28 protein-coding genes are annotated in these 26,676 nt (G+C 35.3%); 14 read left to right on the top strand and 14 right to left on the bottom strand.

Going from position 1 to position 26,676, the window contains the following annotated elements:
• Window positions 1-30 precede the first annotated feature (30 nt).
• The 8 genes from EG849_RS07605 to EG849_RS07570 form a co-directional block, all read right to left on the bottom strand.
• Window positions 31-759, bottom strand: a complete 729-nt coding sequence (locus EG849_RS07605; RefSeq protein WP_125012482.1) for a tetratricopeptide repeat protein — start codon at window positions 757-759, stop codon at window positions 31-33.
• A gap of 65 nt (window positions 760-824) precedes the next feature.
• Complete coding sequence (locus EG849_RS07600) at window positions 825-1,397, bottom strand: hypothetical protein (protein WP_125012481.1); 573 nt, start codon at window positions 1,395-1,397, stop codon at window positions 825-827.
• Entirely contained in the window at window positions 1,397-2,332 is a 936-nt protein-coding gene (locus tag EG849_RS07595) for a polymorphic toxin type 23 domain-containing protein (RefSeq protein WP_125012480.1), read from the bottom strand. The genes EG849_RS07600 and EG849_RS07595 overlap by 1 nt, the downstream gene beginning before the upstream one ends.
• A 10-nt stretch (window positions 2,333-2,342) precedes the next feature.
• Entirely contained in the window at window positions 2,343-2,738 is a 396-nt protein-coding gene (gene tssD / locus EG849_RS07590; protein WP_125012479.1) for a type VI secretion system tube protein TssD, read from the bottom strand.
• 109 nt (window positions 2,739-2,847) lie between these two features.
• The gene (gene tssD / locus EG849_RS07585) at window positions 2,848-3,234 is read right to left on the bottom strand and encodes a type VI secretion system tube protein TssD (protein WP_125012478.1); all 387 of its coding nucleotides are present in this window, start codon (window positions 3,232-3,234) and stop codon (window positions 2,848-2,850) included.
• A gap of 189 nt (window positions 3,235-3,423) precedes the next feature.
• Window positions 3,424-4,791, bottom strand: a complete 1,368-nt coding sequence (locus EG849_RS07580) for a DUF5458 family protein (RefSeq protein WP_125012477.1) — start codon at window positions 4,789-4,791, stop codon at window positions 3,424-3,426.
• A gap of 7 nt (window positions 4,792-4,798) precedes the next feature.
• Window positions 4,799-5,263: a hypothetical protein gene (locus tag EG849_RS07575; protein WP_125012476.1), complete on the bottom strand. Its 465-nt coding sequence runs from the start codon at window positions 5,261-5,263 to the stop codon at window positions 4,799-4,801.
• Window positions 5,264-5,304: 41 nt separating this feature from the next.
• Window positions 5,305-6,297, bottom strand: a complete 993-nt coding sequence (locus EG849_RS07570) for a PKD domain-containing protein (protein ID WP_125012475.1) — start codon at window positions 6,295-6,297, stop codon at window positions 5,305-5,307.
• Window positions 6,298-6,701: 404 nt separating this feature from the next.
• Here EG849_RS07570 and EG849_RS07565 point away from each other — a divergent pair, with 404 nt between their 5' ends.
• From EG849_RS07565 to EG849_RS07525, 9 genes are all read left to right on the top strand, one after another.
• Window positions 6,702-7,304 carry a C40 family peptidase gene (locus tag EG849_RS07565; RefSeq protein WP_125012474.1) on the top strand — a complete coding sequence of 201 codons (603 nt, stop codon included), beginning with the start codon at window positions 6,702-6,704 and terminating at the stop codon, window positions 7,302-7,304.
• 3 nt (window positions 7,305-7,307) lie between these two features.
• The gene (locus EG849_RS07560; protein ID WP_125012473.1) at window positions 7,308-8,234 is read left to right on the top strand and encodes a hypothetical protein; all 927 of its coding nucleotides are present in this window, start codon (window positions 7,308-7,310) and stop codon (window positions 8,232-8,234) included.
• A complete protein-coding gene (locus tag EG849_RS07555) occupies window positions 8,231-9,094 on the top strand; it encodes a TssN family type VI secretion system protein (RefSeq protein WP_125012472.1) in 864 nt (287 codons plus the stop codon). Before EG849_RS07560 ends, EG849_RS07555 begins: the two co-directional genes overlap by 4 nt.
• 10 nt (window positions 9,095-9,104) lie before the next feature.
• Window positions 9,105-10,286, top strand: coding sequence for a hypothetical protein (locus tag EG849_RS07550; RefSeq protein ID WP_125012471.1), 1,182 nt, complete (start codon window positions 9,105-9,107; stop codon window positions 10,284-10,286).
• 24 nt (window positions 10,287-10,310) lie between these two features.
• Entirely contained in the window at window positions 10,311-10,829 is a 519-nt protein-coding gene (gene tssO, locus EG849_RS07545) for a type VI secretion system TssO (RefSeq protein ID WP_125012470.1), read from the top strand.
• An 11-nt stretch (window positions 10,830-10,840) separates the two neighbouring features.
• A complete protein-coding gene (locus EG849_RS07540; RefSeq protein WP_125012469.1) occupies window positions 10,841-13,294 on the top strand; it encodes an AAA family ATPase in 2,454 nt (817 codons plus the stop codon).
• Entirely contained in the window at window positions 13,263-13,694 is a 432-nt protein-coding gene (locus EG849_RS07535) for a GPW/gp25 family protein (protein ID WP_125012468.1), read from the top strand. The genes EG849_RS07540 and EG849_RS07535 overlap by 32 nt, the downstream gene beginning before the upstream one ends.
• An 8-nt stretch (window positions 13,695-13,702) precedes the next feature.
• The gene (locus EG849_RS07530; protein ID WP_125012467.1) at window positions 13,703-15,553 is read left to right on the top strand and encodes a type VI secretion system baseplate subunit TssF; all 1,851 of its coding nucleotides are present in this window, start codon (window positions 13,703-13,705) and stop codon (window positions 15,551-15,553) included.
• 62 nt (window positions 15,554-15,615) lie between these two features.
• Window positions 15,616-16,038 carry a hypothetical protein gene (locus tag EG849_RS07525; protein ID WP_125012466.1) on the top strand — a complete coding sequence of 141 codons (423 nt, stop codon included), beginning with the start codon at window positions 15,616-15,618 and terminating at the stop codon, window positions 16,036-16,038.
• Window positions 16,039-16,114: 76 nt separating this feature from the next.
• On the opposite strand, the gene rpmA is transcribed toward EG849_RS07525, so the two are convergent.
• Window positions 16,115-16,375, bottom strand: a complete 261-nt coding sequence (rpmA, locus tag EG849_RS07520; RefSeq protein WP_125012465.1) for a 50S ribosomal protein L27 — start codon at window positions 16,373-16,375, stop codon at window positions 16,115-16,117.
• 23 nt (window positions 16,376-16,398) lie between these two features.
• Window positions 16,399-16,821 (bottom strand): 50S ribosomal protein L21, encoded by a 423-nt coding sequence (rplU, locus tag EG849_RS07515; protein WP_125012464.1) that lies wholly within the window; start codon window positions 16,819-16,821, stop codon window positions 16,399-16,401.
• Between the two features lie 220 nt (window positions 16,822-17,041).
• On the opposite strand from rplU, the gene EG849_RS07510 reads away from it, so the two are divergent.
• Window positions 17,042-18,370, top strand: a complete 1,329-nt coding sequence (locus EG849_RS07510) for a M16 family metallopeptidase (RefSeq protein ID WP_125012463.1) — start codon at window positions 17,042-17,044, stop codon at window positions 18,368-18,370.
• A 10-nt stretch (window positions 18,371-18,380) separates the two neighbouring features.
• Window positions 18,381-20,426, top strand: a complete 2,046-nt coding sequence (locus tag EG849_RS07505) for a M16 family metallopeptidase (RefSeq protein WP_233581757.1) — start codon at window positions 18,381-18,383, stop codon at window positions 20,424-20,426.
• 110 nt (window positions 20,427-20,536) lie between these two features.
• Here EG849_RS07505 and EG849_RS07500 read toward each other — a convergent pair whose 3' ends face one another.
• The gene (locus tag EG849_RS07500; RefSeq protein WP_125012462.1) at window positions 20,537-21,403 is read right to left on the bottom strand and encodes a DMT family transporter; all 867 of its coding nucleotides are present in this window, start codon (window positions 21,401-21,403) and stop codon (window positions 20,537-20,539) included.
• A gap of 119 nt (window positions 21,404-21,522) precedes the next feature.
• On the opposite strand from EG849_RS07500, the gene EG849_RS07495 reads away from it, so the two are divergent.
• Window positions 21,523-22,068 carry a heavy-metal-associated domain-containing protein gene (locus tag EG849_RS07495; protein ID WP_125012461.1) on the top strand — a complete coding sequence of 182 codons (546 nt, stop codon included), beginning with the start codon at window positions 21,523-21,525 and terminating at the stop codon, window positions 22,066-22,068.
• Window positions 22,069-22,101: 33 nt separating this feature from the next.
• On the opposite strand, the gene gldD is transcribed toward EG849_RS07495, so the two are convergent.
• From gldD to mutY, 3 genes are read right to left on the bottom strand one after another with little or no spacing between them, the layout of a single operon-like run.
• Window positions 22,102-22,665, bottom strand: coding sequence for a gliding motility lipoprotein GldD (gene gldD, locus EG849_RS07490; protein ID WP_125012460.1), 564 nt, complete (start codon window positions 22,663-22,665; stop codon window positions 22,102-22,104).
• A gap of 2 nt (window positions 22,666-22,667) precedes the next feature.
• A complete protein-coding gene (locus EG849_RS07485; protein ID WP_125012459.1) occupies window positions 22,668-23,099 on the bottom strand; it encodes a single-stranded DNA-binding protein in 432 nt (143 codons plus the stop codon).
• A gap of 57 nt (window positions 23,100-23,156) precedes the next feature.
• Window positions 23,157-24,197: an A/G-specific adenine glycosylase gene (gene mutY / locus EG849_RS07480; protein ID WP_125012458.1), complete on the bottom strand. Its 1,041-nt coding sequence runs from the start codon at window positions 24,195-24,197 to the stop codon at window positions 23,157-23,159.
• 133 nt (window positions 24,198-24,330) lie between these two features.
• Between mutY and EG849_RS07475 the strand changes: the two genes are divergently transcribed.
• Both EG849_RS07475 and EG849_RS07470 read left to right on the top strand, forming a co-directional pair.
• The gene (locus tag EG849_RS07475) at window positions 24,331-24,627 is read left to right on the top strand and encodes an HU family DNA-binding protein (protein ID WP_125012457.1); all 297 of its coding nucleotides are present in this window, start codon (window positions 24,331-24,333) and stop codon (window positions 24,625-24,627) included.
• A gap of 399 nt (window positions 24,628-25,026) precedes the next feature.
• A complete protein-coding gene (locus EG849_RS07470) occupies window positions 25,027-26,571 on the top strand; it encodes an Rne/Rng family ribonuclease (RefSeq protein WP_125012456.1) in 1,545 nt (514 codons plus the stop codon).
• Window positions 26,572-26,676 lie beyond the last annotated feature (105 nt).

Below are 26,676 nucleotides of genomic sequence, written 5' to 3'. Positions count from 1 at the left end.
GGCTTTACTTTTTTAAAATTTATATTTGAACTACTTCTTGTCAGAAGCAGTTTTTAATGTCTTATTTAGATTTTCTTTTGCGCGAGCATAATCGGGTTGAATTTCTAATGCTTTTTTATAGTCGGCAATTGCTTCTTTTTCTTTACTTAACTCTAAATAAAGATCCCCTCTGTTGGTATAAATTTGGGCACTTTTCGGCTCTCCCATTAAAGCCATTTCATACGCTCTTAAAGATTCACTTTGCTGATTCAGTTCACGCAGAAGCGACGCTTTCATATTATAAGCGATGCTCCAATTGGGTTGTAAAACCAATAGTGTTTCCATTGTTTTTAAGGCCTCTTCGATCTGTTTATTTTCTGCTTGAACGGAAGCTTTATTGATGTAAAACCATTTGTTATTGCTGTCAATTTTAATTGCTTCATCAAAGCTCTTTAAAGCCGAAGCATGATCTTGGGCTTTGGCTTGCCTTTTACCTATAAAATTTTTGATATCTGCATTTTTTGGGTACAATTTATCCATCTCAAGAGCTAATTCTAATGCTTTTGCATCATCATTGCTTTTGATTGCCTGACTGACTTGTTTGTTTAAATCTTGAATGTTTTGAGGAAATGTTTTTATTCTTGAAGAAAGTTCTGAATTTTCTGCTTTAATTTCTTTCAAATAAGCATCATCAAAATCTGAAACATCACGTTTTTTTTCTTGAGCAGAAGTTTGGACTGCTAAGAAAAGAAGAAAGATTATATAAATTTTTTGGATCATATTTTCGGTTTTAAAATGTAGAGCTTTTCAAGTCCCGATTCTTCCAAAATTTATAAAATAATAAATTACCAGCCGGGTTTTAAGTTTTCAATCTGAGATTTATCAAGTGGCAAAAAAGGATAGGTTTCCTTATAATAATCTGTAAAATATTTGTCTTCTATTTTGCCTTTTCCGTCGATTGTTTCCTTTACAATTATCAATTTGTCTTTTTCAACAATTCCATAATAATACACAAATAAATTGCGCGGAGAAGACACACGCTGTATCACTATCTTATTTGCTTCCATTTTGTAATACCCTTCAAAATGAGTTGTAAACTTGGGTTGGTTTGTGGAAGCAATGTGCTTTTTTATGCTTTCGATATATTCTTGTTCTGTTTTAATTTGATGGCCTACATCCACTGTAATATTGACTTGGCCTTCTTCATAAAATTTATAAAAAATGTGTTCTTCTGGTTTTCTGCCTGAATCTTTTGTCCAAATATTTTCTAAAACATACACTCCGTCGGTACGAAGTTGTGAAATAGGATTCCGTTTGAAATCTTGTTCGTATAATGTATAATCTTCTTTGACATACATTTTTTTTGAACAAGAGAAAAAGGCAAAAGATAGCAACATAATCCAGAATTTATTTTTCATTAAAATCCGGTATTTATCTGTGGCCCCGTTTGCACTTCCCAATAATTTGGTCGCTGTGACGGAATCAAGTGAAAATTAATACCTCGGTGAATCAAATCTTGTGAAAACATATGGCTGGAGCCTAATCCATTAACCCCGAAACTCCCTTGTGGAGTTCTGCCATGAAAAGAAGTTTGGCCCATATTCAAGTCAAAAGAATGCGCGTTTTCATTCCAAAGCACACCGTTTCTTTTGGCGTCTAAAAATTCTTGACCTACTTCGGTTGCTTGTGTCGGCGTATAGTTAAAAGCTCGATTTGCTGTTCTTTCAAAGAAATTTCCAGTATTTGTTTTCTCAAATTCTGCCAAACTTCGCTTCGCATTTTCTTCATCGACAAGGCTTTGTGAATCAGTATCTGCGGTAAAAACATCACTACCTATCAACAATTGATAATTGCTATTGTTATTTCCCAAGATTACTTTTCCCCCACCTGTCCACCATCTGTCGTGACCATCGGCAATACCAATTTTTTTGAATCCTCCAAAATCATTATAAAACTGAAATCCAAAATTATCGGATCTCAATTGAAGAAAACCGACCTGCTGATTTCTGTCGTTGTTGTTCAGAATCATGCTGGTTCCCAGTGTTGCAGAATATTTATAAGTATCGTTCATACCTGTTCCGCTGTCCATGTGCAACGGATAAATTGACATTGGGTTTGCACGGCCAGTTCCTGCGGTAACTTTTCCGGTAAAAACGGTATCAAAGTTCATTGCATTGCTGTCTGAACGAGCTCCCATTCCTCCGTTATAAAAATTTACGGCAAGATTAACGCCTGGTTCAACCGGACCAAATCGCTTGCTGACACCTACACCTGCAGTGCCACTCATGTATGATTTACCGCCACCGAAATGCCAACTCAATCCTACGAAAAATTTAGTATCCAATTCGTCCATAAAAAATTATTTAGAATTTCAACGGCCAGTTTCTGGCAAATTGCGAACCGTTCATATTTATTTCTTTGGCAGAAACTACAATTTCAATTTTCATTGACATCGTATTGTACGCCACGAAAAGTTCATCATATCTGATGCAATAGGCTTCTTTAAATTGGAGTTCCCGCATTTTTGAAATGGCATCTCTTCTATAAAAAGTGAGTTTTCCATTTTTTGTTTGCGAATTGCTGACCATCCAATCAAATAACATAGTGCTTTTTGTAGATTCTACAACTATTCGGATTTTTCCCCCAGCTGGATCAGCCGACGGTTTTCCGCTTTTATCGGTATCTTGACCAAGAGTGCATTGAAATTCAAGTACATTCAAAACCTCTCCGTCAATTTCAAGCTTTGCTAAAAATGACATATTTGATAAGATTTAATTATTAAAAAAACTGAAATAATAAGATATAATGACAAAGGGAATGCGTTGACAAACCCTTTATCATTAAAACTTTAAAGTAATTCTAATTGAATTAAACCCACTCATTAATGTGTTCTCCACCTCCCATAGAAAGCTCTTTGGCAGAAATCGTGAAGGTTTCAGTCAATGGGCTACCATCAGCTGCATCAAAAGTTTCTTTGTACTTCACAAGATAGCCTTCTTTGAAGTTCATTTCTTTTAGTTTGGCGTCGGTATCTCTTTTTACATACTGGATTGAACCGTCTTTTCTTTCGAAATTGTTAGTCATCCATTCGAAGAAGAATGAATCACCAGTTGATTCCACAGTTAAATTAATTGTTCCACCACGTGTTACTGATGATGGACGTCCGCTAGCATCTACTTCTTGATGCAAATCATACGAAGCGTTCAAAATGTTCAATTCTTTCCCGCCAACTTTTAGTTTTGATTTGAATGACATAATAAAAAAATTTAAAGATTAAAATTTATTAATTTTGATAGAAGCGGGGGAGATTCTATTCTATTTTTCCTGCTAATTAATTGTATTCTAAGATATTACTTTTTTAGATTTGTGCAATAAAATTAATGTTAAAAAATCTAAAATTTATCCATTAATAACCTGATTTAAAACAATCTAACCTGTTAAATGTTATTTTGACTCTGCGTACTCAGTATCCCAGTCGTTTCCGTCATCTCCTTTTTGCCCATCCATTTTAATTAGGAAATTTTTTGCCGGAAAATAAGGCTTCAAACGAATGTCCAAAAAGATTCGATCCTTTTGGTTTGGATCTTGTTCAAATCTTTTGATTTCAAAATCTTCAATCAATTTATCTGGTCCTGCAACATTGTCTAAGAACTTCACAATTTGGTTCAAGATTTCTTTTCTGGTTTTTGCATTGAAGTTCTCAAAAGCCCTGCGATTTAAGAAATCCATTAAAACTTTGGTCACGTAGTCAAACACACGAACAACAGAATACGTTTGCAGTCCAAGATTGTCGCCACTGAAAAGGGTTTTTCCTGAGAACGCCATAACTTTTCCATATTCATTTACCATCGGAATCAATCCTAAGTTTTCAAGATTTGCAATTTCACTTTTTTTCAAGTCAAACTTCACTCCGTCCACTTCATTGATACCGCCATATTTTTTACCGGCAGTAACCTGTGACATCAAAGTATTATACACTTTTCCTGCCAAAGCGGTTGATGGCGGAATATACAAGTGATCTAATTCATCGATTTCATCGTGTTTTCCACGACCCACAAGCCAGTTGCAGGCCATCATCACATTGGAACGATAGGTGTCTCCGCCCGTTAAATTGGCAGATTCAAACATTTCCATTACATCATCCGGTTCGTCTAAATGTTGGAAATCGGTAATCAGCATTACTTTATTGTCGTAAGCGATTTTTGCCCATTTTTCAATCACCTTGTTAGAACCCAAATATCCAGGAATAACCAAAAGTGAGTAATTTTGACGCAAGTCCAGACGGTCAAACCCGTTTACCAATTCTTCTTCAATATTATCAATGAAACGCGAATTGTCAAGATCTTTCAATTGATCTAATTCGGCATTCATGATTGAAATATTTTTGACTTTGCTTTCTTCGGTATTTTTATAGAAAAGAGAAAGTGTTCTATAATTTTCTTCTAATTCTTTTGATTCTTCAACAGCCACAGCCAAGTTTTTCTTCAGCGCTTTTTCGGCCTGTTCTGATTTTTTGGTACTTTCGTTCACCAATTCTAAGAGATCATCAGTGGTTTTCAACGATTCTGCCCACAGTTTCAAGACTGTTTTTAAAGCTTGGCGCTCCGCCTTTTTATTGCTTTCGCTTAAAAAAATATTTTTGCGCGCTTTTCTTTCCGGATTCAAATTTTGAACTCCTTCAATTGCACCTTCCAAAAGATCGAAACCGCCATACTGTATAAATGACTCTACATTTTGCTCAAGAGATCGTGACTGATTTTCTTGATTCTCAAATGCATTATTTGCCGTTTTAGTGTTTTCTTGATTTGCCATGGCTTCCTTATTTTTCGGTTTGTTCGATTTCTTTGATTAGTTTTTCGATAGTTTCAATCACTGATTTTCTAGCTTCTGGATCTTGCAAAGCCAATTTTAAAACTTTGTTTGTCTTTAACTGTTTGATCATTTTTTGATATTGCTCATTTTTTGTTTTTAGGTCTGTTAAAAATGCGCTTTGAGCCGTTAATCCTTTGATTGAAAAATCTCCTACGTTTTTAAAAGCCAATTCTTCTCTTGTGATTTTGCCTTCATCATCTTCAAATGCTACATTAATTTTTGGATCAAAATGTTCAAACACTTCATCCATATTTTTAAGCCCTGTTACAATTTCGGGACGAACAGGTGTATTTGGAGTTAATTTTTGAGCGATCAACGTTTTGTTTTGTGGAATTTCTAAGATTGCTTCCTGTCCTTCCTGTCTTACTTCGTTACCCCCAATTCCATAACTGTTTGAAAAATTATTTGCCATGCTGTCAAGTATTTAAATTAGTATTTTATATAGAAATGAGATTAAAAAATAGTCTTGTATCTGTAATTCAAGTTGATAACCGTGATGCAACCGTCTTGGTCTTTTTGAAACTGAATCTTTTTTATATTGATATTTCGATTTCTGATATCAGTATCTAACTGTTTTAAAGAAATCGTTGTTTCATTTCTCAACTTAACCAAAGGCAAATCGTCTTCACAGAAATACCTTTTTACATTTTCAAAAGAAAGCTCATCTTTACAGATTCCGTTTAAAATTCCTTTAAATTTCTCTTCATTTAAACCCGAAAATTCTGGACTTCTTCTGGGTGCGTCAGGCAAGCTGTTGAAATAATCGTTCACCACATCGCCTCTTGCACTGCTTCTTCTGGCCAGTCTTTCGGCCACAATATCTTTTTGTTCTTTTCTAGCCGGAAGCACGGTAATTTTTCTTTGGGCAAAATATTTCATGTCGCCATTGATTACCAGCGTTACCGCTTTTTCTCCAGAAATTCTATAGGTGTAAGTCGGATTTCTGTCAATTGCATCGATTTTGCTTCCGTCTCCAAACCGCCATTCCCAAGATTTAGCATGCGAAGTGGTATCCATAAAGGTGACCGGCTCTCCCACATACGCCAAAGTTGGACCCGTAAATTTCGGCAAAAGACTTTCATCGATTATTTCGTTTTTTTCGATTATTGTTATTGTTCTTTCAACTGTACATTTATTATTCACCAACAGCTTTACAGTATATTTTCCGGGTTTTGAAAAGGAGTGCGCTACTTTTGATCGGTAAGAAATTTTAGATCCATCTCCAAAATACCATCTCCATTCGGATGCGTTCAATGTCGCATCTGAAAAAGTAATTAACTCGCCTGCTTTAAAACTAGGCGCATCAATTTTAAAGTCTTTTACGGCACAAACTTCTTTAGTATTGATCTTAAATGCTAAAAGCCCGCATGCACCAATGAAAATTATAAAGAAAAACAATATAACTTTTCCATCGAAGTGGGTCTTAATCTGGTTGCTCTTATTCATTTTTATAATTAATTTAATTATAACTGCTGGGGGCAATAAATAAGTGAAGTTTGTCTTATTCCAAATTTATAAAAATTTCCTTTCCTTTCTCACTATTAATTAATTAAATACAATTTTTATTACGCATGCCATAGCCTTTTAACATATAAGCGATATGCCAAAGCCTGATTTTCCTACATTTCTACGTATTGATAATATTTTGTTAAATTAACTTTGCGTAATTGTTAAATATGTTTTTTGTAGCTAAAAAGTATTAATTTAACACCGTATAGCGGATTTATCAATTAGAATTGTATAAATTAGTTCCCAATATTTTTACATTTAAATAATTGCTTTCCCCCTTAAAAAGCAACAAAAATTATATTAAATTAGTAAGTTTTTCATTAACGAAATCGTGTTCCTTTATGTTAAAAAAGATACTTTACCTATCTCTTTTCAGCGTTCATATGCTTTTGCTGGCGGTTTCTTGTCATTCGCAAAAAGAATACACGATCACCGATGAACTGGTAGCCTCTGAAAGGAGCAAAAAAGAAAAAAAAGCCAGATATTCTTATGATACATCTCTGACTGAAGACGAACGAAAATATTTTGCTCAAAGACTAAATGTCAGTAAAGATGAAATTATAAATGAAAGGCTTTATAATTTTATAAAAAGCTGGGAAGGCACAAAATATGTTTGGGGTGGAGAATCTCGAAACGGAATCGATTGCTCTGCCTTAGTCCAGCAATTGTACAGCTATGTTTATAAAAAAGAACTGCCAAGAACTGCGGAAGAAATGACGTTGGACAAACGATTAGAATTATTCAGGTCAGACCAAAATCTACGGGAGGGCGATTTAGTTTTTTTCAGGCTGAATGACGAAAGAATTATAACACATGTGGGAATCTATTTAAAAAATGACAAGTTTTTTGCAGCCAATTTGGTAGGCGGCGTTGAAATTGCAAATTTGAAAAAGCAATACTGGAAAAAAAATTTCATGGCCGCCGGAAGATTTAAACAAGAATAATTTATGATAGAAAATCGCTATTTTGTTGAGAATTATAGACATCTCACGCCCTTTGACCTAAGGGCCGAGCTGCTTTTTGACATGCTCTTAAAAAACAAAACTGACGATTTAGATATTGTAATGCAGACAAAGGGGGTGTTTTTCAGAAAATTCAGCAAAGACACGATGAATATTTCAATTGATCCTAACGATGCTGACATCTTAAACATTGACATCAGCCGTGATGGGTTTTATGATATTCTGCCTGAAAGCATCACCCACAATTATCGAAATCGAGAACAGCGAAATGACGCTTCGCAAGAATTTAAAATCCGGAAAAAAGAGGAAAAAGAAGCGCGTCACTTCTATAATCCTTTGGAAAATGAATTGTTCCGGTTCAGGCATGAAATCGAAAAATATGAAGCCGATTTCTTTTCAAAAATAAGCACCAACGGAATTGCAGATATCATTAGAATGGTCTTGGGAGTCGAAGACAATATTCCAGATATTTTGACCGTAAAAATGTTTTATGCTTTAATGAAACAAAAAGGAAATGCTGGCCAAAACATATCAGACATCAGCCACGTTTTAGAGAAAATTTTAGGAGAAAAGGTTTCTTTCACCTCCCGAAACATTCAGCTCGAAAACGGCCACGACGTGGAAGCAGGTTCAGGTGAAATGATTATGGGAATCAACACGACATTGCAAAGCAATCAAGAAATTTTCTTGAAAAAATATAATTTTAATATTGGCCCGTTGAAAAATCCGGACCATTTGCCCAATTATTTTGACCATCAAGTTTTACAAAATTTTTTAAACACGTTCTTCAATCTTTTCCTTCCGTTTCAGGTGCAATATTCTTTTGAAATCCAACTGCATCACGAAGACGAACTTTTTTCAATGGACGACACTATTTACAAATCAAGACTAGGAATATCAACAGTAATATGAGAAAATATTTAAACCAAATTGGCGGAGGCGAAACCTTAGTTTACATTTTTTTGGCCATTGCAATTGCAATGATCATCAGCATGTTTATCGGGATGAAAACGCCCAAATTTAGACAAGATAAAAAACGCTATTTTATTTATATTTTTTGCCAAGGCTTGATCTTGTTGCTTTTTGGAGCCTTGCTTTATAATTTAAAAGGCACGACAATTACTACTCGATTTATCTCTTTTCAAGTCTATCTTTTGATTGCCGGAGCAGTTCATTTAACCTTTTATCATTTGTATTTTAAACGGTTTGATGCGAAAGAAATCTACAAAGAAATTTTCATTTCAATCGTTTCTGGCACTTTTATGCTTGCCTTTTTGATTATGCTTTTGGGGCATTTCCAAGAGTTAGAATATATGTTTTACTTTTTTGGAGCCATGTTATTTTTCTTGGTTCCCACATTTGTGTTTACCCTTTTCAAAACTGCCATTTCCATTCCGGCCAAGTTGCACAAAAGATGGTTTTATCCGGTTAACTCAAGATATCCGGCGCCTCATATTGCTGAAATGAGAAATATAATCATTGTCAATTTAGTTTTTACCAAAAAAGAAAATGACGCTACCATCATCAATTTTAAGGTAAAGGCACCGCGGGCATTTGACTTTGGAAAACTATTTTATTATTTCATAAATGATTACAACGAGAAAAATCCGAACAGCCAAGTTCAATATTTAGACCAAAAAAATCAGCCTTATGGATGGTATTTTTATACAAAGCCCAAATGGTTCAGCTCATCGGATTACATCGACCCAGAATTGGCAATCGACACCAACAATATCAAAGACGGAGAAACAATAATATGTCAACGAATATAATTTTTTAATTATGGCTGAGAATATAAAACACTTTCCAGTAAACTGGATTGATGGGATGAAAATCAATAAAAATCACTTCATCACGTTACAAGATAATATTGAAGATTTGGTTCGTGACGCCAGAAATTTAGGCGTGAACGAACTGAATTATGGATTGATGTCCACCCATTTGACACGCCCTTTCCAGTACTCCATTTCAATTGATGCGCACAATGAATTGAGTGTCAATATTAAAATGATGAAAGCCGTAACGCCTGGCGGTGGAAGAATTGAAATCACAGATTTTACGGGAGAATTCAATGAAAAGATTGAGTTGAAAGATTTTGATTTTAAAGAGAATAATTATTATTTGCTGTTGAATGTGGATCCGTTTCAAAGAATCCCAACCGGAGAACAGAATATGGAGGAAATTCCGCCACGTTTTCCCAATGCGATGTCGCGTTATTTTTTGACCAGCGTCATTGAAAGTGAAGTCAATCAAAACAACATTGGTGCGTTGCAATTTCCGTTGGCAAAATTCAAAACTTCTGCCAACAGCTATGAAATTTTGACTGATTATATTCCGCCGACATTGACGGTAAATAGCCATCCTTCTTTGATTACCCTTTTTGAAAACTATGAATCCCTTTTCAAGCAATTGGAGTTTAACGCCGTCCAGATTTCACAAAAAATACGTTTCAGGAACAGCACCGAAGATGAAAACCTGATTGCCAATATGGTTTTTGAGGCGTGTGAAAAAATATTGAATTACGTGGCGCAAAATATTACCCGAAACAAATGGACAAGCTTCAGCATGAAACCAATGGAAGTTTTGGAAAACGTTGTGAGTCTGGCCAGAATCATCAAAAACAGTTTTGACTCTTTTTCTGGAGACGGAAAAGAAATGCTTTTCAACTATTTTTCAGAATGGACTGAGATTTCAAGCGGTGACTATGAGAGGCTTTTTTCAGAGACGATTAATGCTAAATACAAGGCTTTTGATATGGAACCGACTGTGGCCCACGCCAATAATTTTATTGCAAAAATCGACTATCTGTTTAACCTTTTGAACCAATTGGATTACATCGGTAAAAAACGCGATACCGGAATTTTTGTCAACGAAAATATTGTTCGAAATGAAAGGCCAAGCTTTTTCGGAAACGATAATAAAGACGAAAATCCGCCTTCATCACCCTCCTTTTTAGCAGAATAAACCAACCAAAAACCTACACCAAAGATGGATATTTTAAATAAAAAAGAAAGAACCTCGGCATTTTTGCTATTCCTTTTGATGTTTATCATCACAACGGGCGTTTTATTTTTTGCGATATTTTTCAATTATAAATTGCCCGTAAAAGAAAATGAAGTGCTGAAAAACGAAAATGATAAGATTGTAGCCGAATTTAATTTTCAAAAAACGTTTTCTGAAAAGATAGAACACATTGGCGTTTTGATCGATTCACTTGACAAAGCACCACAAAGTTTCCAATTCATCGAACAAAACATCAATTATGAATTGGTGGAACTGCAAGAGAAAATTCCGGTGGATTCTGACCAAGGTTTAAAGCTGTATGACAACGTGATTTTGTCGTTGAAAGACTTGGTAAATGCCAAAAGATTATTGCTTCAGGTTAATGATTCTAAAAAAGAAATTGAATCCTTAAACGAGCAAGTAAAAGCATTAGACGAAGAGAACAAAGAACTTGTGAGAGACTTGAAAATGGCATCGCAATTAGGCAGAAGAGGTCCAAACTAAAATTCTAAATTATGGTTACAGAAGATATCTTGCAGGCAATTCACATTGCAAAACAATATGCGAAAGACAATTTCAACCAAAAATATTCGTCCGCACACTTGATGAAAGCACTTTTGAATCCGCAGTTCACGTTTATGCGCGAACTAGATTCTAAAGGAATTGATGTTTTTTATCTGGATGAATGGGCCGACATCAGAATCAGCGAATATCCAAAAGCTTCGAAACCAAATGACGATCCGGCTCCCGACAGTGGCGTAAATACCGTGCTTTCTGAAGCGGAAGAAATTGCCAAGAAAACAGGCGATGAAGTGGATTTTATTCCAATTTTAAAAGCGTTGGTAACTCCAGGCGTTGGATTTTCTCACGACCAATTGAAATCGCTTCCGATAAGTCCTAGTGATGTAGCAACGCAGTTTGAAAGTGGCACATCAAAAAACACTTCTGATAAGTCAAAAGCAAATCCAACAGGAAACGCGTCCACTTTAGATAAATATTGCACCGATAAAGTCAAGCAATACAAGACAAAAGAATCAATCCCGATGATTGGCCGTGATGACGAATTGAAGACAATTACCGAAATTTTAAACCGAAAATTAAAACCGCACGTTATTGTAATCGGTGAATCTGGCGTTGGAAAATCAACATTGATTGAAGGTTTCTGCGGAAAAATCGCTGATAAATCAACGTTGACCGCTTTCAATAATGCGACTGTTTTTGAAATAAATATCGGTCCGTTATTTGCCGGAGCTTCGTATAAAGGGGAAGTTGAAGACAGACTTCAGAAAATTTTCAACGAAGTAAAAAACTACGAGAAACCGATTTTATTCATAGATGACATCCACGAACTATTTGATTCGAACCAAGGAAACGGAATCGGCAGTATCATAAAATCAGAACTTTCAAAAGGCGATATTACTTTTATTGGCGCCACGACAACAGAGAAATTCAGAAAATCGTTAGGTAAAGACGATGCGCTTTCGCGTAGGTTTGAAACCTTGGAAGTTACCGAACCCACGCAAGAATTGGCGTTGCGAATGATTAAAAACGTGATTTCTCATTATCAAGCGCACCACGATTTTAGCATTGACGAAGAAGGCTTGAAGGAATCCATTCGCCTTTCAAAGCGCTATTTAAAAGAAAAATCGCTTCCAGATTCAGCCTTGGATTTGATTGACAGAACGATGTCTTCCTTAAAAGTAGCAAAAGAAAATATCAAGAAAGACCTTCCAGAATTGAGAAAACAATTAGAAGAAATTCAGGAAATCATTGAAGATTTAGAAAAAGAGGAAAAAATTCATTGGTTGCATTCTGACATTCAAAATAAAACCGGAAAGCTTTTTAGCGAAGATGATGATACATTTTCTACGATAGAAAACGAACATAAAATATCCCATCTGCAATCGCTTTTAGAAAATTTAGAAAAGCTAAACAAGGAAGAGAATATTGTATTAAATGCACATCTTTCCCACGTGGTTTCAGGAATTACCGGAATTCCTGCAGGAAAAGTAAAATCTGACGAGCGCGAACGGCTTTTAGACATTGAAAACACATTAAAACAAAGGGTTATCGGTCAAGATCACGCCGTGAAAGTGGTTGCTGACGCAATTTTAGAATCAAGATCCGGATTGACAAAACCAGGCCAGCCCATCGGTTCTTTTTTCTTTCTTGGGCCAACCGGAACGGGAAAAACGGAATTGGCAAAATCATTGGCAGATTTTCTTTTTGGCGATGAAAATGCCATCATCCGTTTAGACATGTCAGAGTTTAAGGAAGAACATTCTGCCGCACTTTTATACGGAGCGCCCCCAGGATATGTGGGTTATGAAGAAGGCGGTTTGTTGGTCAATAAAATCCGGCAAAAGCCTTATTCAATTGTACTTTTTGATGAAATTGAAAAAGCGCACAAATCGGTTTTTGATGTGTTTCTTCAAATATTGGACGAAGGAAAACTGCACGACAGGCTCGGAAAAGAAGGCGATTTTTCAAATGCAGTGATTCTTTTCACTTCCAATATTGGTTCTGATTATATTGTAAAATCGTTTGAAAAAGAAATAATTCCGAAGTCAAATGACTTGATTCAATTGATGACAGGTTATTTCCGTCCTGAGTTTTTAGGACGCTTGACCGAAATTATTCCGTTTGCACCCATCAGCAAAAAAAGCGTTTCGAGAATCTTTGACATTCACTTAAAGAAAGAACTTTTACAGTTGTTGGAGAAATTAGATATCACGCTGACAATTGACGAAAAAGACAAAGAAACCATCGCTTTAATGGGTTTCACGCCAGAATATGGTGCTCGACCAATTAAGGGAACGATTAGAAACCAACTGAAAAGACCGCTTTCTCGAATGATTATTTCAAACGAAATTAAAAAAGGTGATGCACTGAAAGTGACTTTGGATAAAAAAGGTGAAATTAAATTTACGATAGAAAATGAAAGACCTATTTTACAAAATACCAATTGATTTTAAGCGATTGACAACAGGTGAAGACATTCGGAAGGTAACGATTGAAGAATCTTTGGCGCAGTATATTTCATTGATCATCACCACCATTTTTGGAGAATATAAATATGATGACGAATTTGGAACCGTGATTTGGGAAACTGATTTTAATCTTTTGGCCAATGCCAACCAGCTGAAAGACATGATCAAAGAATCGGTTCACGAAAAGGTGAAAAAATATGAAAAGAGGCTGACTATCACCGACGTCACTTTAGGCGTAAGCGAGGACACCGTGAGTTATGAAGCCAATATTCGTGTAAAAAAACGTTTAGACATCGTGGTCTATGGCGTAATAAAAAAAACAAACCAACCTTATTATTACAAAAGCTCATACTTTTTAGCCCCATTTTCATTTAAATAAAAGCATCGATGAACCCACTTTCAAAAGACCAAATAAAAGACCGATTACTCAAGCGTGCCGCCAAACAATGGGGTTATTCTGATGTGGAATTGGAAAACGTCTTTGATCCAATCGTCAATTTGCTTTTTGATGTTTGTGCCAAAGAATTAGAAAAAATTTCGCACGAAGTTTTTTCAAGCCGCAGAAGAATCACAGAACGATTGGTTGATATATTAACGCCGACAGCTTCGGCAAAAGCAACACCGGCGCGAGCAATTATGCGTGCGTATCCCGTGGAAAATGAAGTGACTTTAAACGATTACCATCAATTTTATTTTCAGCGAAAAGAAATAAATCCATATAATCCGACAGAAAATGTGATCAAAAACTATTTCTTCGGACCCACAAAACCAGTTAAATTGAACCGAAATAAACTGAATTATGTGATTTTGCCGAGTGGGGTCCAAGAGATTGTAAAGGAACAATTTAGAGAAGTTGTCAGCAGTGCTAATTTTACAAGACCCATGCAACATGGAACCATTTGGCTTGGGTTAAAACACCAAGGTGACGGAATTATCAAAGACTTGATGTTCTACTTTTACCTAAAAAATATTCACGACAGAAATACCTTTTTCCACTTTTTGCCCAGAGCCAAATGGTCAATGAACGGACATGTTTTAACCACAGAACAAGGATATAACAATGATGACAAGCATTCAAACGATTATGGCGAACTGATCCAAGAAGATTTTTACCATATTGAACGAACGCAGGAACACACCAATGATTTTTACAAACAGAATTTTATCACGGTGAAAGATGTCATCAATATTGGCGATAGCAATTATTCAATGCCGCCAGAGTTGAGCACTTTTATTCCTTCAGAATACCATAAAAGGCTATCTGATGAAAAGTTAATTTGGTTAAAAATTGAGTTCCCAAATGTGATTGGTGCCACTATTTTATCAGAAGTTTTTTGTGCCAACAACTGTTTTCCGGTAATCAACAAAAAATTGAATGAAGTCCAGGGCAATATTAAAAACCTGTTGAACATTTATCCGTTGAATTTAAATGATGAATTTTTCTTGGAATTATTTTCTGTTGCAGACGATAAAAATAAAGAATTTGACGTCATAAAAAACGATGATGAAAAGGGCGACACTGATTATGCCTACTTGAGATTTGGTGGCATTGCGCGTTTTGACGAACGAAATGCTACCGAAGAAATCAATTATTTGATTGATTTGATCCGTGATGAAGCGGCGGCTTTTTCAAGGCTTGGCCACGATTTTACGGATAACAATTTGAAAGAAATCAACCAGATCATCTCCCGTTTCAGAAATAAAATGTCGCAGGTGGGAATGGAGAATATCAATAATCCTTACTTGATTTTAAATACTGCCACTAACGTAAACAAAGGAACTTTATTTGCAAAATACTGGACCACAAATGGCGAGGCAGCCAATAAAATCAACACTTTTTCAAGATTAGTTTCGCACAAAGGTTCTGACTTTGAAAGAGAAAATATTATGCTTTTATCCACAACGCAAGGTGGGAAAAATGAGCTTTCCAACTCAGAAAAAATTTATGCGTATCGCGAGAACTTAGTTTCAAATCAACGTGTTGTGACGCGACAAGACATCATCATTTTATGCAAAAATCATTACGGCGAAGCGATTACGAAAGTCGAGGTAAAAAACGGAATCCAGACAAGCCTGGACAGCAATGTGGGCTACACACCAACAATTGACATTTATTTACATCGAAAAGACATAGACTTTTATAACGAAGAAGAATGGTATTTCTTGAGCGAAGATTTAAAATTAATGATTGAAAATAGGGCAATAAACATTGTTCCGTTTCGAATTATTTACCTTTAATTTTTTTTTAAATAAAACGGAATGGTTTTTTTGTTACATTTATCAGAATAAAATTAATCTCAATGAAAAAACTAACATTATCTGTTGCAATCTGCGGAATGCTTTTAGCAACATCTTGCAAAAAAGAAGAAACAGTTACAGAAACTTCACCAGATGGAGTTACAACTGTAACAACTACAACAACTGAAAACACAGTTGATCTTGAATTAAGCGAAAAAGCAAAAGCTGATTTAGATGCTGCGGAAGTAAAATTAGCAGAAGCAAAAGCGAAAGGTGATAAAGAATCAGAAAGACTTGCTCAAATTGCTGTTAATAATGCCAAAAGTGCTTGGGAAGCAACTAAACAAGGCATAAGTACTGCTGGTGAGAAAATTAACACTGAAGCGAGCGAAGCCAATGAAAACCTGAAAGAGTCTGCTGCAAAAGCAAAAGCTGATTTAAAAGAAGGTTACAATAATACTTTAGAAAAAGCAAAAGCAAAATAATTTTTGCTTTGTAGTAAAATCAAAAAAAAGCCCATTCAAACTGAATGGGCTTTTTAATATCAAAAAATCTTGATTCTTATGCTTCGAATGGAAGGATAGAAACGAAAGATTTATTATCTCCTTTTTTCTGGAACTTAACAACTCCATCAACCCTTGCATGTAAAGTATGATCTTTACCCATGTAAACGTTTTCACCTGGATTATGTTTAGAACCTCTTTGTCTAACGATGATGTTCCCAGCGATTGCAGCTTGTCCACCATAAATCTTAACACCTAAACGTTTCGATTCTGATTCTCTACCATTCTTGGAACTACCGACACCTTTCTTGTGAGCCATGACGTATTAGTTTTAAATGTTAATTATTCTTGAGTTTCTTCTTTTTTAGCTTTTACAGCTTTTTTCTTTGGAGCTTCAGCTTCTTCAGTTGCAGGAGCAGCTTCTTTTTTAGCAGCTTTCTCTTTTTTAGCACCTGGGAAAGTGATTCCAGAAATTTGGATTTGAGTCAAATATTGACGGTGTCCATTTTTCTTTTTGTAACCTTTTCTTCTTTTCTTTTTGAAGATAATTACTTTGTCTCCTTTTAAGTGTTGTAACACTTTAGCTTCTACAGAAGCACCTTCTACAGCCGGGGCGCCTAAAGTGATTGTTCCGTTATCGTCTAACAAAAGAACTTTTGCAAAAGAAATTGCATCTCCTTCTTTGTCAGCCAAACGGTGAACATAAACCTTTAAGTCTTTGCTTACTTTAAATTGTTGCCCTGCTATCTCTACGATTGCGTACATAACAATGATGTTTAGTTAATTTTTAAGGTTGCAAATATACAACTATTTCCCAAACTTGCAATCCTTACAGTAATTATTTTTCCCATCTTTCAAATTGACAGCACTTTAGCGCAATAAACTCCTTAATTTAGGAAAATAAATTTAAAATAAACTAAATTTGACGTAACAAAACACCTATTAGGTATACTTATATCAAAATCAAACTACAAATTATTAATCTATGAAAAAATCATTAATGGCTTTGGGATCTGTCCTCATGCTTGGCGGTGTTGCTTCAGCTCAAAAAGTAGCTTTTGAAGAATATACACTAGAAAATGGTCTTCATGTTATTTTGCATCAAGACAAATCGGCTCCAGTAGTAATCACATCAGTAATGTATCACGTTGGTGCTAAAGACGAAAATCCAGAAAGAACTGGTTTTGCTCACTTTTTTGAACACCTTTTATTTGAAGGAACCAAAAACATTGGCCGCGGCGAATGGTTTAAAATTGTTTCTGGAAACGGAGGCACAAATAATGCCAATACTTCTGACGACAGAACCTACTATTTTGAAGTATTTCCATCAAACAATCTTGAATTAGGTCTTTGGATGGAATCAGAAAGATTGTTGCATCCTGTTATCAACCAAATCGGTGTTGACACTCAAAACGAGGTAGTTAAAGAAGAAAAAAGACTTCGTGTTGACAACCAGCCTTATGGAAATCTTTTCTCTGCAGTAAAAGAAAATATGTTTAAAAAACACCCTTACCGTTGGGCTCCAATTGGTTCAATGGAACATTTAGACGCTGCAACTTTAGAGGAATTCCAGGCTTTCAACAAAAAATTCTATGTTCCTAACAACGCCGTTCTTGTAGTTGCTGGAGATATTGAATATGACCAAACCATCAAATGGGTGAAGCAATATTTCGGATCAATTCCTAAAGGGACAACAGATCTTAAAAAAACTGTTTTCACTGAAGACCCAATTACTTCTCCTATTAAAGCAACTTACGAAGATCCAAACATTCAACTTCCGATGTTGGTAACAGCTTACAGAACGCCATCAATGAAAACGCGCGATGCTAAAGTTCTTGATATGATTTCTTCCGTTTTAAGCGATGGAAAAAGCTCTAGATTGTACAAAAAAATCGTTGACCAAAAGAAAATGGCTTTAGAAATTGGCGCATTTAATTATAGTCAAGAAGATTATGGTGTTTATTTTATTTTTGGATTGCCAATGGCACCAACAACACTTGAAGGTCTTACAAAAGAAATTGACGAAGAAATCACGAAACTTCAAACAGAATTGATTTCTGAAAAAGATTTCCAAAAATTACAAAACAAATTTGAGAATCGCTATGTAAACAGCAACGCTTCTATTGAAGGAATCGCAGAAAACTTAGCTACATATTATTTGCTTTATGGCGATGTAAACTTGATTAACACGGAAAATGAGATTTACCAATCAATTACTCGTGAAGAAATTAGAGACGCTGCTAAAAAATACCTAAATCCAAACCAGAGATTGATTTTGGATTATGTTCCAGCAAAAGACAAAGCTCAAAACTAAGATATACATCATGAAAAAAACAATATTCATTTTATCAAGCTTGTTTTTAACAGTTATTATGCAAGCACAAGACAGACCACAGCCAAAGCCAGGACCAGCTCCGGTGATCAACATCGGGAAACCACAAAGTTTTGAATTAAAAAACGGATTGAAAGTAATGGTTGTTGAAAACAACAAACTTCCAAGAGTTTCTTTCAACCTTACGATGGACAACGCTCCTTATGCAGAAGGCGATAAAAAAGGAGTAGCTGATTTGACCAGCGCATTAATCGGAAGCGGTACTAAAAAAATGTCAAAAGATGTTTTTAACGAAGAAATTGACTTTTTAGGCGCTAACATAGGCTTTAACGCTAATGGAGCTTATGGCTCAGGTCTTTCCAAATATGCGGATAGGATTCTTGAATTGATGGCTGACGGAGCTTTAAATTCTGTTTTCACACAAGAAGAATTTGACAAAGAAAAAGCAAAATTAATCGAAGGATTAAAAACACAAGAAAAAAGTGTTGCTGCTGTTGCATCAAGAGTTGAAGACGTTTTAGTGTATGGAAAAAACCATCCAAATGGTGAATATCTTACCGAAGAAGGAATCAACAAAGTAACATTGAATGACGCCGTATCCAATTACCAAACTTACTTTGTTCCGGCAAAAGCGTACTTAGTTGTAATTGGTGATGTCAAATTCAAAGATGTCAAAAAAGCAGTTGAAAAACATTTTGGTTCTTGGAAAAAAGCTGCTGCACCAGCTGTTTCTTATGCAGACCCAAAAGATGTTCAGTATACACAAATCAACTTTGTAGACATGCCAAACGCAGTTCAATCAGAAATTGCATTGGTAAACATTTCTAACTTAAAAATGACTGACAAAGATTATTTTGCAACAATTTTAGCAAATCAAATCATTGGTGGTGATTTCAACAGTTATTTAAACATGAACTTGAGAGAAGCACACGGATGGACTTATGGAGCTCGTTCAAGCATTCGCGGAGACAAATATGTTGGAAAATTCAAGGCTTCAACGCAAGTTAGAAACTCAGTTACTGACAGCGCTGTTGTGGAATTCTTTAAAGAATTGAAAAAAATCAGAACAGAAAGAGTTGCTGATGACATGTTGAAAAACGTAAAAGCAGGTTATGTTGGAAACTTTGTAATGCAAATTCAAAAACCAGGAACCGTTGCTCGTTATGCATTGCTTACAAAAACGCAAGGTTTACCAGCAGATTTCTATGAAAATTACATCAAAAACATCAATGCTGTAACTGCAGAAGATATTCAGAGAGTAGCTAACAAATATTTCTTGGCCGACAACACGAGAATAATGATCACCGGTAAAGGAAGTGAAGTTTTGCCAGCACTAGAAAAATTAGGAATTCCAATGTTTTATTTCGATAAATTCGGAAATTCAATTGAAAAACCAGTATCTAAAAAAGAAGTTCCTGCAGGAGTAACTACGAAAACAGTTTTTGAGAACTATATCAAAGCTATTGGTGGAGAAAAAAATGCAAAAGCAGCAAAATCTGTATTTGTGACAATGACTGGAAAAGTGCAAGGAATTGACATTACAATGGTTAGAAAGTCAACTGCTACAGGTAAAAAATTAGACGAAGTAACCGGAATGGGACAAACTTTAAGTAAAGAAGTTTTTGACGGAACCAAAGGATACGAATCAGCGCAAGGTCAAAAAACAGAGTATGATGCTGCAAAAATTGCTGATGCAAAATTTGATGCAACAATTTTTCCTGAATTAAACTTGGCTTCAAAATCAGGAGTTACTTTATCAGGAATCGAGTCAATTGACGGAAAAGATGCTTATGCAATCAAAGATGGTAGCAAAACTCTTTATTACGACACAACAAGCGGTTTAAAAATCGCTCAATCAGAAACACAAGAAGTACAAGGTCAACAAATGACTCAAGTAATTACTTTCTCTGATTACAAAGACGTAAAAGGTGTAAAAATCGCTCACAAAACGGTTCTAAACGTTGGAATGGAAATCGAATTAAACGCCACAAGCGTAAAAGTAAACGAAGGTGTTACTGATGCAGATTTCAAAATCTAAGAAGAAACAAAATAGTTAAAAAAAAAAAGACTGTCAGAAATGGCAGTCTTTTTTATTTATGGCTTTCGAACTTTGATTTAGGGTTCTCAATCAAAGATAATTCATAAAAACTACTTCCTCGCAGACAAATAAACCCCTACCAAAACGATAAAAGCGCCAAGACCTTGAACTAAGGTTAAACTTTCCCCGTCTAAAATTCCCCAGAAACACGCCACCAAAGGCAACATATACGTCACAGAAGAAGCAAAAATGGGCGACGAAATTTGAATTAATTTAAAATAAACTACGTTGGCTACGCAAGTTCCGGCAATCGCTAAAATTCCAACAAAAAGCATGGAGTTTTTTACATTTGGCAGATGCGCCACTTCAAAGAAATTGGAACACCCCAAAATGACAAATGCAGGAATTAATAAAACCGCAAAATTCCCAACCGTGATACTCAAAGGTGTCAAATCTGAAAGATATTTCTTAATCAAGTTCACATTCACCGCATAACAAAGCGCCCCAATAATGGCCAAAGTTGCAAACCAATAATTTTGTCCAGGGTGATTTACCGCGCCATTTAAAATCAGCAAAGCACTTCCGACCAAACCAATGACCACTCCAAAGATTTGACTTCTTTGAAAATGCAGCCCAAAAACCAAGGCACCAAGAACCAATGTTCCTAAGGGTGTCAAAGAATTTAAAATAGCACTGATCGAACTGTCAATTTCAGTTTGTGCAATGGCAAAAAGATAAGAAGGAAAAAAAGTTCCCATCATTGCTGTCAAAGCAATATATTTCCATTGGTGCTGTTTAATTTTTTTCAAGCTTTTAAAACCTATGATCAATAAAAAAGTCGCTGCAAAAATCATTCGAAGCGAACCCAATTGAAAAGGCGAAAGACCCACCAAACCTCTTTTTATCAAAATAAAAGAACTCCCCCAAATTAAGGAAAGAAAAACAAGAAATAACCATTTGGATTGCACCGCTTTCATAGAAAAATTTTGAAGCGCAAAATTCTGTTATTTTAATGAATTTCTACTTTCTTTTTTTAGTATTTTTGTAAACCTTTAATTTCAAAGGAATTGTTAATTCAAATTTAAATTACAACACTATGAATTTTTCAAAATCATTATTAGTTCTTGCGCTTTCAGGATTTATGTTCGTGAGTTGCAAAAACAATGACGGAAGACCGGAAGTTGGCGAGCCGGCAGATACTCCAGCTGACACAACCGCAACAAAAGTTACTGCAGAAAATCTTCAAACCGCAAGCTTCAACATTGAAGGAATGTCTTGCGCTGTTGGATGTGCAAAAACTATCGAGAAAAAATTAGCCGGACTTGAAGGAGTCCAGGATGCAAAAGTTGACTATGAAAACAAAACGGCAACTGTTTCGTATGACGCTGCAAAGCAAACTCCAGAAACTCTTGTAACCACTGTTGAAGCACAAGCGGACGGAAAGACATATAAAGTATCTAATGTAAAATCATCTGGCGATAAAGCGATGCTTTATAAAGAAAAAGAAAAAAAGAAAGAGGACAAAAACCATCTTCAAACGATGAGAAGCAAAAAGAAGCAAAACCAGCATGTTGCTCTGGAAAAAAAGCATGTTCTTCTGACGAGAAAAAAGCTAAAAGCGCTTAATTCTTTAATGACATAAAAACAAAAAAGAGAACCAACTGGTTCTCTTTTTTTATTTCCAGCGCAATGTTTCCATGATCACTTGCATATCATTCTTGACATAATTTGATGCCGGCATTATAGAATCAAAATTGGGCTTGGCATAAAAATAAACAGAGCCCGTTATAAAATGCCTCGTACTGTCAGTGGCGTAAAACAACGCATTTGTCGCCGCATTGCCGCCCACTTTGTAAAACATTCCGTAAACTTTATTGTCTTTATTGATAAAAGGCTGTTCGGTAATATCATCTGCCTTAACCGTGTGCCCATAAGTCAATTTCTGGGCATCTCTCAAATGCGCATTAATATCGTTTTTCACAGGCTTGTAAGTCAGATAAATCGTTGCTTTCATCTGTGGATACGTAATCGTGAAATTGCAATTTCCTTTGTCAGAAATGATCGCATTGTCGTTGATATCAAATAAAAACGGACAGCTGTTTTCAAAATTCACATATTCTGGCCTTGGATATTCAAGCCTTAAATGACCTGCGGGTTTTGGCAACGTGTCATTTTTACAACTCAGCATTGAAACCAAAATTAATCCAGGAAAAAGAAAAGAAATACTTTTTTTAAACATTCTTAATATTGGATATTATCTTCAGCAGTAGAATTCGAATCAAAGTTAGCTGTCTTAACATCAACAGAAGACCCTTGTTTTCCTCCATCGATGTCTTTCTTGGTAGTCAAGAATGTAAATTCAGTAACTTGAATTTCAGTAGTGTATTTTGTAACACCCTCGTCTGTCTGCCATTGGCGTGATTTTATTCTTCCTTCCACATAAATCTTATCCCCTTTTGACAAGTATTTTTCACAGATTTCAGCAGCTTTATTTCGAACCACAAGATTGTGCCATTCAGTGGAAGCAATCTTTTCGTTCGTCTGCTTATTGATGTAAATCTCATTCGTGGCCAATGGAAATCTTCCGATGCAATTTCCTCCTTCAAAATAGTGCATCTTGACTTCATCGCCAAGGTGCCCAATTAAAATCACTTTATTTAATGTTCCGTTCATTTTCGTGGGTAGTTAGTAAACCCTCAAATATAACAATTCCAATTAAATATGGATATATTATGCCAATTCTTTTTCAATAAAATTAAAAATTACAATCGGAAAAGGAAATAAAATCATTGACTCATAAGTTATTGCCTCTTCCAGCAAACCTTCTACTTCTACTTTATAAAAATCAACAAACAAATGCTGATGCGATAATTTATGTAAAATCTTACTTTTATTTAACGGCTTAATTGAAAGAATGGCATTTTTATTGCCATATTTATCATTAATCAGCTTTGAAATACTGTCAAAATCAACTTCTCCATCGGTTTCAATCAAAGGGAATTCATATAAATTGTGCCAAATTCCTTTTTCAACGCGCTTCCTTATAATAAGATTTTGAATTGCATCTGAAAAGACAATATAGTTAAAGTAGCGGTTTCTGACCTTTGTCTTTTTTAATTTCACCGGAAGCTCGCCCACTTTATTATATTTCAAAGCCAAGCACCCTGAATTCAAAACACAAATCCCGCAATCTGGATTTTTCGGGACACATTGCAGCGCCCCAAATTCCATAATGGCTTGGTTGAAAATTGCCGGATTGTCTTTTGGAATCAGTTCATTGGCCAAAGCCGTAAATTCTTTTTTGGCGCCACTCGAAGCAATATCGGTTTCAATGTTAAAAAATCGGGAGAGCACTCTGAATACATTACCGTCCACCACGGGAACTACTTCATTATAGGAAAACGAAGCAATTGCCGCCGCGGTATATTCTCCTACTCCTTTTAATTTTAACAAACCTGAAAAAGAATCCGGAAAAATTCCGTGTAAATCAGAAGCAATATATTTTGCAGTTGCGTGTAAATTTCTAGCTCGAGAATAATATCCAAGGCCCTGCCACAATTTCAGCACCTGTTCTTCATCGGCATTTGCCAAATCAAAAATAGTTGGAAATGAAGTCGTAAAAGACAAAAAATAAGGCAAACCTTGCGCAACTCTGGTCTGCTGCAACATAATTTCTGAGAGCCAAATATGATATGGATTAGCAGTTTTTCGCCAAGGCAAATCACGTTTGTTTTGTAAATACCAGCTAATAAGAGTTTTAGAGAAAATCATGATTGAAAATTGGTTAGCAAAAGTAAAAGTTTATGTTATTAAATTTTAATCGTTTAAGGTTGAAATATTGTTTTTTTAATTCCTATATTTGCAACCTCAAAATTTCACACAATAAATTTAAATACGAAAGAAAATGACGAAAGCAGATATCGTTGCGAAAATTTCAGAAAAATTAGGTCTTGAAAAAGGAGACGTTCAAGCAACAGTTGAGTCTTTTATGGAAGAAGTAAAAAACTCTTTGGAAACTGGCGATAATGTTTATTTAAGAGGTTTTGGTAGCTTTATCATCAAAACAAGAGCCGAAAAAACAGGTAGAAATATCTCGAAAAACACTACAATAAAAATTCCTGCACACAATATTCCTGCATTTAAGCCAGCAAAGGTTTTCGTTGAAGGAGTTAAAACGAATACTGAAACAAAAGTAAACTAATTTATTAATCACTAAAATTTCACACTATGCCAAGTGGTAAAAAAAGAAAAAGACATAAGGTAGCAACGCACAAACGCAAAAAAAGAGCGAGAGCTAACCGTCACAAGAAGAAAAAGTAGTCTAACTACTTTTTTCTTTTTTTAAAGAATTACAAAAGTTCATTGAAATTGAAAACAGATTCAAAAGAAGAAAGAAACAAGATAAAAGACTTTATAAATCTTGATTTTTGGTTCTTTTTTCTTTAAATCTTCTTTTCTCCGGGTACAATACCTGTTAAATAATTGTTTAATCCATCTGTATTTTTCAGTTATGAATTAAGAGTTATGAATTAAGAGTTTTACACTTTTGACTTTATGGCTTTTAACTTTTGACTAAGAGATATGGATAAAAATTTACAGTGTGAATAAAGAACTGATCATCAGGTCAGGTTCGGAAGCCGTAGATTTTGCCTTATTGAAAGATGGAAAACTAGTTGAATTACACAAGGAAGAAGAAAAAAGCAACTTTCAGGTTGGTGATATTTTTATTGCCAAAATCAGAAAGCCAGTTGCGGGATTGAACGCTGCTTTTGTAAATGTTGGCTTTGAAAAAGATGCCTTTTTACATTATCACGATTTGGGTCCCAATTTAGCTTCCCAATTGAAATTCATCAAACTTGTAAGCGCAGGTAAAATAAAAGATTTCTCCCTAAAAAGCTTTCCTTTCGAGAAAGAGATTGACAAAGATGGCGTTATCACTGATGTAATCAGTGCCAATCAATCCATTTTAGTACAAGTCGTCAAAGAACCTATATCGACAAAAGGTCCAAGAATTAGTTCAGAACTATCTCTTGCGGGTCGATTTATTGTTCTCGTTCCTTTTTCTGACCGTGTTTCTATATCACAAAAAATAGAATCCAAAGAAGAAAAAGATCGTCTTAAACGATTAGTGCAATCAATCCGTCCAAAAGGATTCGGTGTTATTGTGAGAACAGTAGCAGAAGGCAAAAAAGTAGCCGAACTCGACAAAGATTTGCAGAATCTGCTCAGCAGATGGACTGCAATGTGTAAAAAATTACCAACTGCTCATCATCCGTCAAAAATTTTAGGAGAACTCAACAGAGCTTCTTCTATTTTAAGAGACGTATTCAATGATTCTTTTACCGGAATTCATATAGATGACGAAGAGTTGTACAACGAAACGAAGGATTATCTGCAAGAAATTGCACCTTCAAAGCAATCAATAGTTAAGTTTTATCAATCAAACGACACGCCTATCTTCGAAAAATATAACATAGAGAGACAAATCAAAACTTCCTTCGGAAAAACAGTATCGATGAGCAAAGGAGCTTATTTAATTATTGAACACACTGAAGCTTTGCACGTTATTGACGTGAACAGCGGCAACCGTTCAAATAAAGCTACCAATCAAGAAGATACTGCCTTAGAAGTGAACATGATCGCCGCTGCAGAAGTGGCTAGACAACTTCGTCTCCGCGACATGGGAGGCATCATAGTTGTAGATTTTATTGATATGTCAAATCCTGAAAACCGTAAAACACTTTACGAATTTTTGAGAGACGAAATGAGCGACGATAAAGCCAAACACAAAATCTTGCCTCCAAGTAAATTTGGATTAGTCCAAATCACAAGACAAAGGGTAAGACCAGAAGTTAATATCAAAACCAGAGAAGAAGATCCGAATAATGATAAAGAGGAAATTGAAGCTCCTATTTTAATCATCGACAGAATTACTTTAGACATTGATAGATTATTAAAAGTCCATAAAAAAATTGTGCTAAATGCACACCCTTTTGTGGCCGCATACCTTACTAAAGGTTTTCCATCCTTACGCTCAAAATGGTTTTTTGAGTATAAGAAGTGGGTGAAAATCATACCTCGTGACGCTTACACGTTTTTAGAATATCATTTCTATGACAAAAATGGAAATGAAATTAAAGATTAGATCTGAATTTATTTCAGATTCAAAAAAAACCGCCTTTCGTGAGATTGGCGGTTTTTTTATGGGTATATTTTACGGAGATTCACAGAGATTTTTGATATAGCTTTG

The sequence above is a fragment of the Flavobacterium macacae genome (assembly GCF_003865365.1).
Taxonomy (GTDB): Bacteria; Bacteroidota; Bacteroidia; order Flavobacteriales; family Flavobacteriaceae; genus Flavobacterium; species Flavobacterium macacae.
The sequence above is the reverse complement of the archived record's forward strand: the minus strand, read 5'-3'. Positions and strand labels throughout refer to the sequence as shown.